Origin of the sequence: Methylobacterium sp. XJLW, from assembly GCF_003254375.1 — a bacterium.
In the GTDB taxonomy this organism is placed as follows: domain Bacteria; phylum Pseudomonadota; class Alphaproteobacteria; order Rhizobiales; family Beijerinckiaceae; genus Methylobacterium; species Methylobacterium fujisawaense.
The window spans coordinates 2,573,704-2,587,944 of sequence record NZ_CP016429.1 but is presented as its reverse complement, the minus strand read 5'-3'; the positions used below and the strand labels follow the sequence as shown (position 1 = coordinate 2,587,944).

Below are 14,241 nucleotides of genomic sequence, written 5' to 3'. Positions count from 1 at the left end.
GTACCCGACCCGATGATGCGTCCCGCCCTGACGGCCTGCCTGACCCTGATCCTGACGGCAGCCCCGGCCCTCGCCTCGCCCTGCGGCGACCGGATCGACAGCGTTTCCAAGCGGGTTCAGTCCGAGATGAGGCAGTCGATCTCCGCCTCGACCAGCGGCCAGGGCAATGCCGCCAAGCGCGGCGGCGAGGGGGTCACCGGCACGGAGGGTCAGCGGGCGAAGGAATCCCCCGAGGCGCCGCCGGAAAAGTCGGCCCAGGCCGGCCAGGGGGCGGATGCCGCCCAGCAGGCGCAGGTCGCCCTCGAAGAGGCGCGCACGGCCGATTCGAAGGGTGACGCCAAGGGCTGCGAGGCGGCCCTGTCCCGCGTCGAGCAGCAGTTGAAGAAGGCACCCTGAGGCACTTCATAGAACGGGCTGACGGGTTCGATGCGCGAGGCTGGCCGCTCCCGCATCGATCCAAGCCACCTCTCTCATCCTGAGGCCCGCTGCGCGGTCACCTGAGGATGAGGGGAAGGGTTCGACGTGAGCCCTGGCTGGGCTTGCCGCCTCACCGGCCCAGCGCGCTGATCTCGATCACGAACTTCCGCCGCAACGCCCGCGAGAAATCGCCGTAGCCGGCGGCCGCAAGCAGGAACGCCCCCGGGCCGCCGATGACGTGGGCGCGGTACCATTGCTCCAGGCTCGTGCGTTCCTGCGGCAGCGGGGTCGGGAGCAGGCCGTAGCCCGGCGCCCGATAGGCCCCGGCCCCGACCACGTCGTTCTCGCCGGGCACCAGGATCGGCAGGCCGTTGACCGTCGCGCCGGTGGCGAGCAGCGCCGCATGCGCCTCCGCGAGGCTGTCGGCGTCGGTGCAATTGTCGATCCCGTCGCCGGAGACGTCGACCACCACGCGCTCGGCCGGGATCGGGAGCGTCGGGAGCACGGCGTCGGTCACCGTGCGGAACATCTGGCCGAGGCAGGTGAACTCGCCGGCCTGCCGGGGCGTGGCCCGGACGAGGGCGGCGGTCGCCGCAGCATCGACGCGGTTGGCGATCCGCCGCCAGCCGACCGCGAGGTTCGCCCGGTCCGCCCAGGTCACCATCGCAAATAGGATCCCGCCCGGATTGCCGGTGATCGCGCCGATCACCGACGGATCCTCCAAGGCCTCCGCGATGCCCTCCATCTGGAGCCGGAATCGCGATTCGTCGACGGATTGCGACACGTCCACCGAGACGACCAGCGCGGTGGCGACGCTCTCAGGTGCGGCCTTGGCGGGCGCCAGCCCGAGGAGCAGGAGGCCGGCGCCCCGCAGCGCGCCGCGGCGGATCCATCCCGAACCCGTCCGCATCATCGGCCTCGGCGCTCCCGGAAGGCGCGGCCCTGCGGCCGTCGCGCATCCGTTAGGCCACGTTTCGACGGGACGCGAAACCGGCCTTTCGGGGGGGCCGCCGCGCGGCCCCGCCCGTCGGACCGACGCGCTGCGGGCAGGCCCGGATGCGCGTCGGCAGGGTGTCGTGCGGGCGCGAAGCCCGGCCCCGGTGAGGAGGATTCGCTCCGGCGGCGGTAGCCCGCTCATCTCGGAGGTGGCCCGTCCTCCGGCCCCATCCCTGGGCCGGCCGCGGGGTCGTCGAGGACGGCCTCGGCCGCCCAGGAAGGTGCTTAGGCCGCCGCCGCCGCGGCGAGGGCGTGCCGGTTGCCGTTCAGGCCGGCGCAGAGATCGTCGATCTCGGCGAGGTCCAGCGCCTCGCCGGCCCGGCCGGCGATGGTGTCGATCAGGTGATCCTGGCGGGGATCGAACGGATGACCCTGCATCCGGTAGAACTGGTAATAGCGCAGCGCCGCCAGGACGGTGTCACGCTCGCGGTCGGTTACGGTGAAGTGCTGCATGGGTAGTTGCTTCCCCTTGTGGCTTCAACGAACGCCCGGGTAGGCCGCGACGCCGATCCCGAGCTTGACTGTTGTAACCCCTGGGCAACTGCCCGACCAGTTCTTGACAGCTCGCGCCGATGTGATTCGCGTCATTTAAGATTTTGATCCTGGCCGGAGCCGGACGATCACGGATCGAAAAACCCTGTTCTCAAAACAGCTTGGCAAACCGGGTCGCGAATGCCGCGCGGTCGGACCCGGCCGTCGCCCGTCCCAAGTCCCCGCATGGACCCTCATGGACCCTCATGGACCCGCGCCGCCGCCCCCGGGCCCGCCTAGAGGCCGAGTTCGGCCAGATAGCGCGGCAGTGCGGCGCTCGCCGGCCCGTACCGGGCCTCGTCGAAGGCGTCGGCGTTGTCGGACGGCTCCAGGTTGACCTCGCAGGTCGGGATGCCGAGCGCCCGGGCCTGCCGGACGTAGCCCGCCGCCGGGTAGACCGCCCCCGACGTACCCACGGCCACGAACAGGTCCGCCCAGGCCAGCGCCGCCTCGATCGCGTCGAGGTGCATCGGCATCTCGCCGAACCAGACCACGTCCGGCCGCATCCGGCCCGACACGCCGCAGGCGGGGCAGCGATCGGCCCGGCTCAGGTCGGCGCGCCACGGCGTGACCGCATCGCAGGCGCAGCAGCGCGCCTTGAGCAATTCGCCGTGCATGTGGGTGACCGCCTGCGAGCCGGCCCGCTCGTGCAGGTCGTCGACGTTCTGCGTGCACAGGAACAGCCGCCCGCCCCGCGCGGCGAGCCGCGCCTCGGTCTGCGCCAGAGCGACATGCGCGGCGTTCGGCTCGGCCGCGACCGCGCCGCGGCGGCGATGGTCGTAGAAGTCGAGCACCGTGTCGGGGTCGGCCGCGTAGGCCTCCGGGGTGGCGAGCCGCATCGGGTCGAACCGCGCCCAGATCCAGCCGCGGTCCCGGAACGTGCCGAGCCCGCTCTCGGCCGAGACGCCGGCCCCGGTCAGCACGAAGATCGTCCTGGGATGGTCCGTCATGCGGTGCTCCTGCTTGCCGGAGATTGGCCGGATATGTCCGCTGGCTGGCAGCGCGGTTTCTTTCGCCCAGGGTCAAGCCGAGGAATTCTGCGGCTCGCTTCACCGAGCGGGAGACACGAAATGTCCGATGTTGCGCTGCTGGTCATCGATGTCCAGGAATCCTTCCGGCACAGGCCCTTCTGGAACGACGCCGATGTCGCGCCCTTCACCGAGCGCCTGCAGACGCTCATCGACGGTGCCGCGGCGCGCCGGATTCCGATCCTGCAGATCTTCCACCTCGCCGAGAGCGGTCCCTTCGCCGCCGCCTCCGGCCATGTCCGCACCCTGGAGCCGATCGTGATCGCGCCGACGGCGATCTTCCACAAGCGTCGGCACAGTGCCCTGGTCGATAGCGGCCTGCCCGGCTGGCTGACGCAGCAGGGCATACGGCGCCTGATCGTGTCCGGCATCCGCACCGAGCAATGCTGCGAGACAACCACCCGCCACGCCTCCGACAGCGGCTGGCAGGTGGATTACGTCACCGAGGCGACGCTGACCTTCGCGATGACCCATCCGTCCGGACGCCGGTTCACGGCGGACGACATCAAGGCCCGCACCGAGCTGGTGCTGATGGACCGCTTCGCCCGCATCGCCACGGTGGAGCAGGCGCTCGCCGGTCGGGACTTGCCGGTCGCGGCATGAGCGGGACGGCGCGGCGCATCCCGGTCCTCGTGGTCTTGCCGCCGCGCACCCTGCTGCTCGACCTCGCGGGACCGGTCGAGGTCCTGCGCATCGCCGGGGCGGCTCAGGAGCGGGTCGCGTTCTCGGTGCGCTACGTGGCGCCGGAGGCGCGCACCCGCTGCTCGATCGGTCTGGATCTCGGCGGCACCGAGCCGCTGCCGGAGGCGATCGCGCCGGGCACCGTGGTGCTCGTGCCGGGCGCGTCGGCCCGGGTGCTCGGCGGCGAGGCCGATCCGGACGAGGGCGCCGCCGAAGCGCGGATCGTCGACTGGCTGCGCGGCGCGGTCCGGCCGGGCCACACCCTGGTGACGGTCTGCGACGGTACGCTGCTGGCGGCTCGGGCCGGCCTGTTCGACGGCTATGCCTGCACCACCCATCACGCGAGCTGCGCCCGGCTCGCCGCCCTGGCGCCGCAGGCGCGGGTGCTGGAGAACAGGCTGTTCGTGCAGGACCGGGACCGGTTCAGCAGCGCCGGCGTGACCGCGGGCGTGGACCTGATGCTCCATCTCGTCGCCGAATGGGCCGGCCCGGCCGCGGCGCTGGCGGCGGCCCGGACCCTGGTGGTCTACATGCGGCGCGGCCCCGACGACCCGCAGCTCTCACCCTGGCTCGAAGGCCGCAGCCACCTGCACCCGGTGGTGCACCGCGCCCAGGACGCGATCACCGCCGAACCCGCCCGCGCCTGGTCCCCCGAGATCCTCGGCCGCCTCGCCGGGGCGAGCCCGCGCAACCTCGCCCGGCTGTTCCGGGTCCATGCCGGGATGACGGTGACCGATGCGGTCAACCGCGCCCGGATCGCGCTGGCCCGGGACCTGATCGCCCAGACCGACCTTGCCCTGGAGCAGGTCGCCGACCGCGCGGGCTTCGGCTCGGCCCGCCACATGCGGCGGGTCTGGCGTCAGTTCCACGACGCCGCGCCCTCGAATCTCCGAACCCAAATCTTGGTTTCGAAAGGTCCGTGACCTTTCGCGGGTCCAGGGCGGAGCCCTGGGGCCTCAGGGGCACCGCCCCCGAACCCCTGCCAAAGGGGTGAGCCCTTTGGGATCCCCCGACCACGCTCTGGACCCCGCCGGATGGCTGTGCCCTCCTCGCATCGTCCGAATCGGCGCGGACGATGCATCCGCCCGTCCCGACAGGCGCCCGCGGGCGCGGAGGAGAGCGCATCATGCCCGAATTCGACCTGGCGATCCGCGGCGGGACCGTGGTCACGGCGAGCGACACGGTGCGGGCGGATGTCGGCGTGCGCGGCGGCCGGATCGTGGCTGTGGCCGAGGGCATCGCCGACGCCGCCCGGGTGATCGACGCCTCCGGCCTGCTGGTCCTGCCCGGCGGCATCGACAGCCATGTCCACATCGCCCAGGATTCGGGCCCCGGCATCGTCATGGCCGACGACTTCGCCAGCGCCACCCGGGCGGCGGCGGCCGGCGGCAACACCTGCGTGATGCCCTTCGCGCTCCAGCCCCGGGGCGCCTCCCTGCGCGGGGCGGTCGACGCCTACCGGGCCAGGGCCGAGGGCCAGTGCCACGTCGACGTGGCGATCCACATGATCATCTCGGACCCGACCGAGGCGGTGCTCGGCCAGGAGCTGCCGGCCTTGGTCGCCGACGGCTACACCTCGTTCAAGGTCTTCATGACCTACGACGACCTCGTGCTGAACGACCGCCAGCTCCTCGACGTGTTCCACGTCGCGCGGCGGCAGGGCGCCCGGGTCATGGTCCACGCGGAGGGCTACGACGCAATCCGCTACCTCAGCGAGCGTCTGGAGCGGGCGGGCGAGACGAGGCCCTACGGCCACGCCCTGTCGCGCCCCGAGATCGTCGAGCGGGAGGCGGCCCACCGGGCCATCAGCCACGCCGAGCTGATCGACCTGCCCATCGTGATCGTCCACGTCTCGGGCCGCGAGGCCACCGAGCAGATCGCCTGGGCTCAGGGACGGGGCCTGAAGATCCGGGCCGAGACCTGCCCGCAATACCTGACCCTGACGGCCGAAGACATGAAGGGGCTCGGCCAGGACGATCCGATGGCGGGGTCGAAATACGTCTGCTCGCCGCCGACGCGGGATGTCGAGAGCCAGGAGGCGGTGTGGTCGGGGATCCGGCGCGGGATCTTCGACGTGGTCTCGTCCGACCATTGCCCGTTCCGCTACGACGACCCGCAGGGCAAGCTGAACCCGCGGGGTAAGACCTCCTTCCGCTGGATCCCGAACGGCATCCCCGGCATCGAGACGCGGCTGCCGGTGTTCTTCTCCGAGGGCGTCTCGAAGGGGCGCATCAGCCTCAACCAGTTCGCCGCGCTCACCGCCACGAACCACGCGAAGCTCTACGGGCTGTACCCGCGCAAGGGCTCGATCGCCCCGGGCTTCGACGCCGACCTGACCCTCTGGGACCCGAACCGGCGCGAGACCATCCGCCAGGAGATCCTCCACCACGGCTCCGACTACACGCCGTGGGAAGGGTTCGAGGTCACCGGCTGGCCGGTGATGACCATCGCGGGCGGGCAGGTCATCGCCGAGGATGGCCGGGTCCTGTCCGAGCCGGGCCGCGGGCGGGTGCTGGACCGGGCGGTCGATCCGGCCGAGCGGCGGGAGGCGTAGCCTTGGCCCGCCGCTTGCTCTCCGGTGTCGGATGGCGGGCGACACAGGGGGAATCGATGTTGCGGACGCGGCGTCGACCGGATCGAGCGCGGGTCCCCTCTCCCGTGCGGGAGAGGGACAGGGTGAGGGGCGTGCGGCTTCCGGATAGGGCGCGCATGGCAAGGGTGTGCCCCGTCCTGAACGTTCTCGTCCCTCACCCCTACCCTCTCCCGCACGGGAGAGGGGGCGTGTCGCGGCCTTCAAGAGTGATCGTGCCACTCTTGTATCTTGCACATCGCCGGAAGCAGGCGAGCCTCACATGAATGTCGAGCTGATCGGCCTGACCAAGCGCTACGGCGCGGCGACCGCGGTCGATGCCATCGACCTGAAGGTGCCGTCCGGGGCCTATTGCTGCCTGCTCGGCCCCTCCGGCTGCGGCAAGACCACGACGCTCCGGATGATCGGCGGCCACGAGCGCGCCAGCGCGGGCGACGTGGTGATCGGCCCGAAGGCGGTGGGCGACGCGGCGCCGTCCGAGCGCGGCACCGCCATGATGTTCCAGAGCTACGCCCTGTTCCCGCATCTCGATGCGCGGGACAACGTCGCCTTCAGCCTGCGGATGCGTGGAATCGGCAAGGCGGAGCGCCGGGCCAAGGCCATGGCGATGCTCGACCTCGTGCAGATGAGCCACCTCGCCGGGCGCCTGCCGGCCCAGCTCTCCGGCGGCCAGCAGCAGCGCGTCGCGCTCGCCCGCGCCCTCGTCACCGGCCCGAAGGTGCTGCTGCTCGACGAGCCGCTCTCGGCGCTCGACCCGTTCCTGCGGGTCCGGATGCGGGTCGAGCTGAAGCGGATCCAGACCGAGCTGGGCCTCACCTTCATCCACGTCACCCACAGCCAGGAGGAGGCGATGGCGCTCTCCGACCTCGTGGTGGTGATGAATGCCGGGCGGATCGAGCAGGCCGCCGACCCGCGCACCGTGTTCGAGCGGCCGGCGACCGCCTTCGTGGCCCGGTTCATCGGCGGCCACAACGTGATCCGCCTGCCCGACGGGCTCATCTCCGTGCGGGCGGACCGGATGCGCCTCGGCGCCGAGGCCGGCCCCGCCGCGCGGCCGGCCCGGGTGGTGGCTGTCGAGTACCAGGGCACCAGCGTCCATGTCGGCCTCGACGCAGAGGGGCTGGAGCGCGCGCCTGAGAGCCCCGCCGCCCTCACGGCGATCCTCAGCGACGCGGATTTCGCCGCCCGCCCGCTGCGCCCGGGCGACACGATTCCGGTCGGCTGGGACGCGGCCGCCGCCCACCGCCTCGACGCATAACCGGTACGGAGACGACGATGGATGCTTTCTCGAAGCCGAGCCGGCGCACGCTCCTGAAGGGGGCCGCCGCGCTGGCCGCGACGCCGGTCACCGGCTTCCCGGCGGTGCACGCCGCCGAGCCGGTGACCCTGCGCTACCTCGGCACCGCGGTGAACCAGTCCGCCGACATCGCCAGGAAGGTGAAGGAGGATCTGGGCCTCACCATCGAGTACATACCGGTGGTGACCGACGAGGTGACCAAGCGCGTCGTCACCCAGCCGAATTCCTTCGACCTGGTCGACACCGAGTATTTCAGCCTCAAGAAGATCCTGCCCTCCGGCAACCTCCAGGGCATGGACGCCAAACGGATCAAACTGGCCGACAAGATCTCGTCGATCTTCACCAAGGGCGAGGTGGGGGGCCGGAAGATCGGCGACCAGGGCACGGCCCCCCGGAAGGTCTTCTATCTGGAGGGCCAGGATTCGAAAAAATTTGCCGGCGAACAGACCGAGTGGATCTCGCTGATCCCCACCGTCTACAACGCCGACACGCTGGGCATCCGGCCGGACCTGATCAAGATCCCGGTGACGAGCTGGAAGGAGCTCCTCAACCCGGCCTTCAAGGGCAAGGCCTCGATCCTCAACATCCCGTCCATCGGTATCATGGACGCCGCGATGGTGGTGGAGGCCACCGGCGACTACACCTACGGCGACAAGGGCAACATGACGCGCCCTGAGATCGACCGCACCATCAAGGTGCTGATCGAGGCTAAGCGCGCCGGCCAGTTCCGCGCCTTCTGGCAGGACTTCAACGAATCCGTGAACCTGATGGCCTCGGGCGAGACGGTGATCCAGTCGATGTGGTCGCCCGCCGTCACGAAGGTGCGCGCGCAAGGCGTGCCCTGCACCTATCAGCCGTTGAAGGAAGGCTACCGGGCCTGGGCCTCGGGCTTCGGCATCCCCAAGACCCTGAGCGGCAAGAAGCTCGATGCCGCCTACGATTTCATCAACTGGTTCCTGTCCGGCTGGGCCGGGGCCTACCTGAACCGGCAGGGCTACTACTCGGCGGTGCTGGAGACCGCACAGGCGAACATGCAGCCCTACGAATGGGCCTTCTGGATGGAGGGCAAGCCCGCCGAGAAGGACATCCTCGGTCCCGACGGCACCCTGATCGAGAAGGCCGGCGCCACCCGCGACGGCGGCTCCTTCGACGCGCGGATGGGCGCGGTCGCCTGCTGGAACGCCGTGATGGACGAGAACACCTACATGGTGCGCAAGTGGAACGAGTTCATCGCGGCGTGAGGGCGGTGGGCGCCCCCTCCCCGTCCTTCTCCCTCCGCGGGTCCTCGGAGACGCCCGTCCTGCGCGGCCACGCGGCTGCCGGATGGAAGGCGGGCCCCCTCTCCCGTGCGGGAGAGGGGGCGCGGTGCGCCTCGCGGAAGCCGATGTGTGAACATCGGAGCCCGCAGAGGGGGAGGGAAGCGGCGGCGCGCGTGGGGCGAATCCGATGACCGATCTCGCCCTGCCCGCCGCCGAGACCGCCGCGCGGACCGCAGCCCCCACCGTTGCGGGCCGCCCGCGCCGGCGCACCCTCGCCTATCTCCAGGCCGCGCCGCTGGCCCTCGTCTTCCTCGCCTTCCTGGTGGTGCCGCTGGTGCTCACCGGGATCGTCTCGCTGTGGGAGTACAACGAGTACGAGATCATCCCGGCGCTGACCCTGCAGAACTACGCCGACGTCTTCGACGGCTGCCTGTCCGCCGACCTCTGCACCACGCTGCGCACCTATCTCTCGACGGTGAAGTTCGTCGCGCTGACGCTGGCGATCACCCTGCCGCTGGGCTTCGCCATCGCCTACTTCCTGGCCTTCTATATCCGCTCCGGCACGGTGCGGATGGGGCTGTTCCTGCTCTGCACGATCCCGTTCTGGACCTCGAACGTGATCCGCATGATCTCGTGGATCCCGCTGCTCGGCCGCAACGGCCTCGTCAACGACACGCTCCGTGCCCTCGGGCTGATCCGCGCGCCGATCGAGGGCCTGCTCTACTCCGACTTCGCGGTGGTCCTGGCCTTCGTGCACCTCGACACGGTGTTCATGATCGTGCCGATCTTCAACAGTCTCGCGCGGATCGACCGGCGCCTGATCGAGGCGGCGCGGGATTGCGGCGCGTCCGGCGCACAGATCCTCTGGACCGTGATCCTGCCGCTGGCCAAGCCCGGCATCGCCATCGGGACGATCTTCGTGACGACCCTGGTGATGGGCGACTTCGTCACCGTCGGCGTCATGGGCGGCCAGCAGATCGCCAGCGTCGGCAAGGTGATCCAGGTGCAGATGGCCTACCTGCAATTCCCGGCGGCCGCGGCCAACGCCATGGTGCTCTTGGCTGCCGTGCTGCTGATGATCCTGGGACTCACCCGGATGATCGACCTCCGGCGGGAGCTGTAGCGATGGACCGGCCCCGCGGCCTCGCCTTCTATCTCCTGGCCGGCGTCTTCGCCCTCTACGTCCTGTTCCTCTACGGGCCGACGCTGACCATCCTGGCCCTGAGCTTCCAGGGGCCCTCCGGCGGCCTGACCTTCCCGATGAACGGCGTGTCGACCCATTGGTTCGCCAAGCTGTGGGAGGGCGTCGGCGTGGTCGACATCTGGGCGGCTCTGCGGCGCTCCCTGGCGCTCGGCCTCGTGGTGATGGCACTCACCGTGACGATCGCCTTCTATGCCGGCCTCGCCTTCCGGAAGGGGTTTCGGGGGGCCGGCCTCGTCTTCGCCCTGGCGGTGTCGAGCCTGATCGTGCCCTCGATCGTGGTCTCGCTGGGCATCGGGCTGGAGTTCCGGCTCCTCGACGATGCGATCAAGGCGCTCGCCGCCGCCACCGGCTGGGGGTTCCTGGAGGATCACGGCACGCTCATGGGCCTCTACACCTCGGCGCTGGGGGCGCACCTGACCTGGACGCTGCCCTTCGGCCTGCTGATCATGTTCGCGGTCTTCAACCGGTTCGACCCGGCCTACGAGGAGGCCGCCCGCGACCTCGGCGCCAGCGGTCCGCAGACGCTGCGCCACGTGGTGGTGCCGATCCTCGCGCCCGCGCTCGTCGGCGTCGCGCTGTTCGGCTTCACCCTGTCGTTCGACGAACTCGCCCGCACCAGCCAGGCGATCGGCGGCCGCAACACCCTGCCGCTGGAATTGCAGGGCCTGACCACCACGGTGACGACGCCGGAGATCTACGCGCTGGGCACGATGACCACGGCGGTCTCGGCCCTGGTGATCGGGACGGCGCTCGGCCTGACCCTGTGGCTGCAGAAGCGCCGGGCGCGGCGGGCCATGGCGGGGTTGCGGTAGGGCGCTTACCCGCTCACCCTGGAGGCCGTCGAGTCGACGAGGTTCGCGGGTGTGGCCAGCTGGTTCCGTTGCGATCGCGATCCTCGCTTACGGCCGCGGCAATACGGTTCTGATCGAGATCGAGACGCCTGCCGGACGGCTGGAGGCTGTCGGCGAACTGGAGCAGATCGGCCGAACCTTGTATTTTCGTCGCGCCCACATCCAGGGGCTGCACAAGGGTGCCCTTGGGCGAGCGGGGCTGAACGCGATCGGCGCGGAGATCCTGAGAGAGGCTGAAGTCGATGCGGTCGTCATTGAAGGAGGCGCTCGAACGACAGGAGCGGGACCGAAACGGGGGCGCCGGCCACCACCCTTCCGGTATCCCCGTTGAACTCGTGCTTCAGATTTCGGCCTCGAGCGATCAGCCCGTCGACCTCGTGAAGGCCCTGATGGCATTCGGCCTGGACTTGCACGAGGCACACGACATCGTCGATCGCTTGGCGATCGGAGAAAAGGTCGCGACCACCCTATACCTGACCGCCGAGAGTGAATCGCCTTTCGCATTGAGCCGCTTCGGTGTGATGGTTGGCGCCCCCCAGCCGGTCGACGCGGCTTCCATCCCTGTGGATGTGCTGAACGCGATCGAGGCGTGGCGCCTGTCCGAGCCGGAGCGTCCCACCCGGGATGAGGCGATCGGCATCATCCTCCGCCGCGGCCTCGCGGCCGCGTAGGGGCTCCACCGCAACATTGCCAACCCACCCCCATCCGTGTATGCGCAGCCCGCGCCCCCGAGACACCCTTGGAGGCAGGGGCGCGTCGGGAAGGGCTTGGCCGTCCGCACAGGGCGGCCTTTTCGCGTTCCGGCTCCAGCAATTCGTAAGGATCACGCCATGAGCGCAGTCAAGACGCTTGAGGCCGTGGCACGCGACCGGGTCGGCAAGGGGGCCGCCCGGGCCGTTCGTCGCCAGGGCCAGATTCCCGCCGTCATCTACGGCGGTGGCCAGCCGCCGCAATCCATCGCGGTCGATCTCATCCGCACCCGCACCCTGATCTACGCGGGCGGCTTCAAGACGACGCTGTTCGAGATCAACGCTGGCGGCAAGAAGATCCGCGCGATCCCGCGCGACTTCCAGCTCGACCCGGTCTCCGGCGTGCCGCTGCACGTCGACTTCCTGCGCGTCGTCTCGGGCCAGACCGTCACCGTCGAGGTGCCGGTGCACTTCGTCAACGAGGACGCGGCCCCCGGCATCAAGAAGCTCGGCGGCACCCTCAACATCGTGGCCCACACGCTCGCCCTCGACGTCGCCCCGGATCAGATCCCGGACGCGATCGAGGTCGACCTGACCGGCCGCGCGATCGGCGACGTGATCCACGTCTCCGACATCAAGATCCCGGCCGGCACCTACACCGGTGAGGCGACCGATCCGGTGGCCAACATCGTGCCGCCGACCGTGCTGGGCGCCGAGGTGGAGGCCGAGGAGGCCGCCATCGCCGAGGCGCAGTCGGCCGAGGCCGCCGAGGAGAAGGCCGAAGCCGAGGCCGAGACCTCCGAGGACGAGAAGAAGGACGGCGAGGAGGCCTGAGCCTCGTCGCACTGCTCCGCACTCTCGAGAGCCCCGGCCCTGCCGGGGCTCTCTTCGTTCGGGCGGGCGGTCAGGGATAGAGCCGCGCGCGGCTCCAGCCGTCGCCAGTCCGGGTGAAGCGGACCCGGTCGTGCAGGCGGAAATCGCCGTTCTGCCAGAATTCGAGGGTGACCGGCGCGATGCGGAAGCCGGTCCAGTGCTCCGGCCGGGGGATCGGCCCTTCGCCGTAGCGCTCGGAGAGGTCCGCCACGGCGCTCATCAGCGTGGCGCGATCGGCGAGCGGGCGTGATTGCTGGCTGGCGATGGCGCCGAGCCGGCTCTCGCGGCGGCGGCTCTGGAAATAGGCATCCGCCTCCTCGGCCGTCACCGGCGTGATCGGGCCCCGGGCCCGCACCTGCCGACGCAGGCTCTTCCAGTGCAGCACCAGGGCGGCTTGCGGGTTCTGGGCCAGCTCCTCCCCCTTGGTGGATTGCGTGTTGGTGTAGAAGACGAAGCCGCGGGCGTCGAAGCCCTTCAGCAGCACCATCCGCACGTCCGGCAGCCCGTCCGACCCGGCGGTGGCGAGCGCCATCGCGTTCGGGTCCTCGGGTTCGGCCGCCTCCGCGTCCTTCATCCAGGAAGCGAACAGCCCGAAGGGGTCGTCGCTCAGTGTGAAGTCCGCGCTCTTCGGGTCATCGGTCCTTAACTGATCCACGCCAAGACTCCTGCCTGCCGCGTCAAGGGCCTGAGGGGGCACCGACATCGGCATGTTCGGTCGAGCGGAAAGCCCGTCGTGAGTCAGGTGTAATGCGGCGATGCGCGTGTAAAGGGCCAAGCCGGCGGGCGCGCATCTGCGCGTCCGTGTCGGTCGTGTCGGTGGCGATAGCCCTGTGCGGCTGCAGCCAGCCTCTGCTGATCTTCCGGGGCGATCCCCCGGCGGCGCCGCGCGTGGTCGAGGAGCCCACCGTCACCGGCAGCATCGAGAAGCGGCCTGTGAGCTTCGGGGACGACCTTGCCGAGGAGGATTGGCGCCGGGCGCGTGCCGCCCTGGGCGTCGCCCTGGATCCGCAGGGCAACGGGCGGCCCGTGAAATGGGACAATCCGGAGACCGGGCTTCACGGGTCGGTCAACCCGACCGGCCTGCCCTATGTCTCGGACGACCTGATCTGCCGCAACTTCCTGGCCTCGGTGATCGGACCGGCCCGCAGCCGCTTCGTCCGCGGCACCGGCTGCAAGCTCTCGGGCGGTCCATGGACGCTGAAGCGCGTCCGGAGCGCGAGCGGCGCCGGCCGCTCCTGAACGAGGCCGCCGTGCCCGGCGGCCTCAGCCAAGTCTTTCAGCCGGCGAGGTTTCTCAGTAGGGGTGGCCGTAATACGGCCGCACGCGCAACCGCGGCTGCGCCGCCGGCGGGGCGGCGTAGCGGGCCGCGGCCTCCGGATCGTAGGTCCGGATGTAAGGGTCGAGGGCCGGATCGCGGTAATTGCCGTTGTTGACCCCGGCCGAACGATCGTTGCCGCTCAGCGCCGCGTAGGGCGAAAGGCCGCTGCCGCTGTCGCCGCCACCACCACCGCCGCCGCCCCAGGCAAAGGCCATCCCCGGAGTGGCGGCGAGGAGCATCGCCGCGAGGGGCACCGTCAGCGTCTTGCGCGTCATGTCCTGTCTCCGCACCATGTCATTGCCAAGCGAACGGTCCAGCTGAAAGCGCGGTTCCCTCAAAGGCGGACTCTGGCGCGAACCGTCGCGGCTTCACAGCATTGTATCACCGTCTGCCAACACCCGCCTATTCGACGCCCTGAATTTCGATTTTTTCGGTTCACCGCCCAGAAATCGTCTCCGCTGTTAAGATTGAACCGGTAGACATCGATCCGGCCGTGCTTGATCGTGG

16 protein-coding genes are annotated in these 14,241 nt (G+C 70.3%); 11 read left to right on the top strand and 5 right to left on the bottom strand.

From position 1 onward, the window contains the following. Positions 1-12 precede the first annotated feature (12 nt). Positions 13-396: a hypothetical protein gene (locus A3862_RS12005; RefSeq protein WP_043759197.1), complete on the top strand. Its 384-nt coding sequence runs from the start codon at positions 13-15 to the stop codon at positions 394-396. Between the two features lie 151 nt (positions 397-547). Here the strand turns inward: A3862_RS12005 and A3862_RS12000 are convergent, their stop codons facing one another. The 3 genes from A3862_RS12000 to A3862_RS11990 form a co-directional block, all read right to left on the bottom strand. Further along, a complete protein-coding gene (locus tag A3862_RS12000) occupies positions 548-1,327 on the bottom strand; it encodes a DUF1194 domain-containing protein (RefSeq protein ID WP_043385316.1) in 780 nt (259 codons plus the stop codon). 311 nt (positions 1,328-1,638) lie between these two features. Next, entirely contained in the window at positions 1,639-1,866 is a 228-nt protein-coding gene (locus A3862_RS11995; RefSeq protein WP_043352204.1) for a hypothetical protein, read from the bottom strand. 314 nt (positions 1,867-2,180) lie between these two features. Then, positions 2,181-2,894 carry an SIR2 family NAD-dependent protein deacylase gene (locus A3862_RS11990; protein ID WP_111473618.1) on the bottom strand — a complete coding sequence of 238 codons (714 nt, stop codon included), beginning with the start codon at positions 2,892-2,894 and terminating at the stop codon, positions 2,181-2,183. 120 nt (positions 2,895-3,014) lie between these two features. On the opposite strand from A3862_RS11990, the gene A3862_RS11985 reads away from it, so the two are divergent. From A3862_RS11985 to A3862_RS11945, 9 genes are all read left to right on the top strand, one after another. Then, positions 3,015-3,575, top strand: a complete 561-nt coding sequence (locus A3862_RS11985) for an isochorismatase family protein (protein WP_043759202.1) — start codon at positions 3,015-3,017, stop codon at positions 3,573-3,575. After that, positions 3,572-4,576, top strand: a complete 1,005-nt coding sequence (locus tag A3862_RS11980; RefSeq protein WP_043759204.1) for a GlxA family transcriptional regulator — start codon at positions 3,572-3,574, stop codon at positions 4,574-4,576. The genes A3862_RS11985 and A3862_RS11980 overlap by 4 nt, the downstream gene beginning before the upstream one ends. Before the next feature lie 203 nt (positions 4,577-4,779). After that, positions 4,780-6,207, top strand: coding sequence for a dihydropyrimidinase (hydA, locus tag A3862_RS11975; RefSeq protein ID WP_043385186.1), 1,428 nt, complete (start codon positions 4,780-4,782; stop codon positions 6,205-6,207). A 298-nt stretch (positions 6,208-6,505) separates the two neighbouring features. Further along, a complete protein-coding gene (locus A3862_RS11970; protein ID WP_111473617.1) occupies positions 6,506-7,501 on the top strand; it encodes an ABC transporter ATP-binding protein in 996 nt (331 codons plus the stop codon). A gap of 17 nt (positions 7,502-7,518) precedes the next feature. Beyond that, positions 7,519-8,781, top strand: coding sequence for an ABC transporter substrate-binding protein (locus A3862_RS11965; RefSeq protein ID WP_043386400.1), 1,263 nt, complete (start codon positions 7,519-7,521; stop codon positions 8,779-8,781). A gap of 205 nt (positions 8,782-8,986) precedes the next feature. Further along, complete coding sequence (locus A3862_RS11960) at positions 8,987-9,922, top strand: ABC transporter permease (RefSeq protein WP_043759208.1); 936 nt, start codon at positions 8,987-8,989, stop codon at positions 9,920-9,922. Between the two features lie 2 nt (positions 9,923-9,924). Next, on the top strand, positions 9,925-10,815 hold the full coding sequence (locus tag A3862_RS11955) for an ABC transporter permease (RefSeq protein WP_043386406.1): 891 nt from the start codon (positions 9,925-9,927) through the stop codon (positions 10,813-10,815). Between the two features lie 293 nt (positions 10,816-11,108). Then, positions 11,109-11,525 (top strand): hypothetical protein, encoded by a 417-nt coding sequence (locus A3862_RS11950; RefSeq protein ID WP_124262967.1) that lies wholly within the window; start codon positions 11,109-11,111, stop codon positions 11,523-11,525. Between the two features lie 159 nt (positions 11,526-11,684). Further along, the gene (locus A3862_RS11945; RefSeq protein WP_043386413.1) at positions 11,685-12,377 is read left to right on the top strand and encodes a 50S ribosomal protein L25/general stress protein Ctc; all 693 of its coding nucleotides are present in this window, start codon (positions 11,685-11,687) and stop codon (positions 12,375-12,377) included. Between the two features lie 70 nt (positions 12,378-12,447). Here the strand turns inward: A3862_RS11945 and pdxH are convergent, their stop codons facing one another. Next, on the bottom strand, positions 12,448-13,071 hold the full coding sequence (gene pdxH, locus A3862_RS11940; RefSeq protein ID WP_111473615.1) for a pyridoxamine 5'-phosphate oxidase: 624 nt from the start codon (positions 13,069-13,071) through the stop codon (positions 12,448-12,450). A gap of 146 nt (positions 13,072-13,217) precedes the next feature. Here pdxH and A3862_RS11935 point away from each other — a divergent pair, with 146 nt between their 5' ends. Further along, positions 13,218-13,655 carry an RT0821/Lpp0805 family surface protein gene (locus tag A3862_RS11935; protein WP_442919057.1) on the top strand — a complete coding sequence of 146 codons (438 nt, stop codon included), beginning with the start codon at positions 13,218-13,220 and terminating at the stop codon, positions 13,653-13,655. A gap of 54 nt (positions 13,656-13,709) precedes the next feature. On the opposite strand, the gene A3862_RS11930 is transcribed toward A3862_RS11935, so the two are convergent. After that, positions 13,710-14,009, bottom strand: coding sequence for a hypothetical protein (locus A3862_RS11930; RefSeq protein WP_043386416.1), 300 nt, complete (start codon positions 14,007-14,009; stop codon positions 13,710-13,712). Between the last annotated feature and the right edge of the window lie 232 nt (positions 14,010-14,241).

Bases quoted from the DNA above. Each gene is read 5' to 3' on its own strand.
- A3862_RS12005 (WP_043759197.1), top strand. From the start codon at position 13: ATGATGCGTCCCGCCCTGACGGCCTGCCTGACCCTGATCCTGACGGCA.
- A3862_RS12000 (WP_043385316.1), bottom strand. From the start codon at position 1,327: ATGCGGACGGGTTCGGGATGGATCCGCCGCGGCGCGCTGCGGGGCGCC.
- A3862_RS11995 (WP_043352204.1), bottom strand. From the start codon at position 1,866: ATGCAGCACTTCACCGTAACCGACCGCGAGCGTGACACCGTCCTGGCG.
- A3862_RS11990 (WP_111473618.1), bottom strand. From the start codon at position 2,894: ATGACGGACCATCCCAGGACGATCTTCGTGCTGACCGGGGCCGGCGTC.
- A3862_RS11985 (WP_043759202.1), top strand. From the start codon at position 3,015: ATGTCCGATGTTGCGCTGCTGGTCATCGATGTCCAGGAATCCTTCCGG.
- A3862_RS11980 (WP_043759204.1), top strand. From the start codon at position 3,572: ATGAGCGGGACGGCGCGGCGCATCCCGGTCCTCGTGGTCTTGCCGCCG.
- hydA (WP_043385186.1), top strand. From the start codon at position 4,780: ATGCCCGAATTCGACCTGGCGATCCGCGGCGGGACCGTGGTCACGGCG.
- A3862_RS11970 (WP_111473617.1), top strand. From the start codon at position 6,506: ATGAATGTCGAGCTGATCGGCCTGACCAAGCGCTACGGCGCGGCGACC.
- A3862_RS11965 (WP_043386400.1), top strand. From the start codon at position 7,519: ATGGATGCTTTCTCGAAGCCGAGCCGGCGCACGCTCCTGAAGGGGGCC.
- A3862_RS11960 (WP_043759208.1), top strand. From the start codon at position 8,987: ATGACCGATCTCGCCCTGCCCGCCGCCGAGACCGCCGCGCGGACCGCA.
- A3862_RS11955 (WP_043386406.1), top strand. From the start codon at position 9,925: ATGGACCGGCCCCGCGGCCTCGCCTTCTATCTCCTGGCCGGCGTCTTC.
- A3862_RS11945 (WP_043386413.1), top strand. From the start codon at position 11,685: ATGAGCGCAGTCAAGACGCTTGAGGCCGTGGCACGCGACCGGGTCGGC.
- A3862_RS11930 (WP_043386416.1), bottom strand. From the start codon at position 14,009: ATGACGCGCAAGACGCTGACGGTGCCCCTCGCGGCGATGCTCCTCGCC.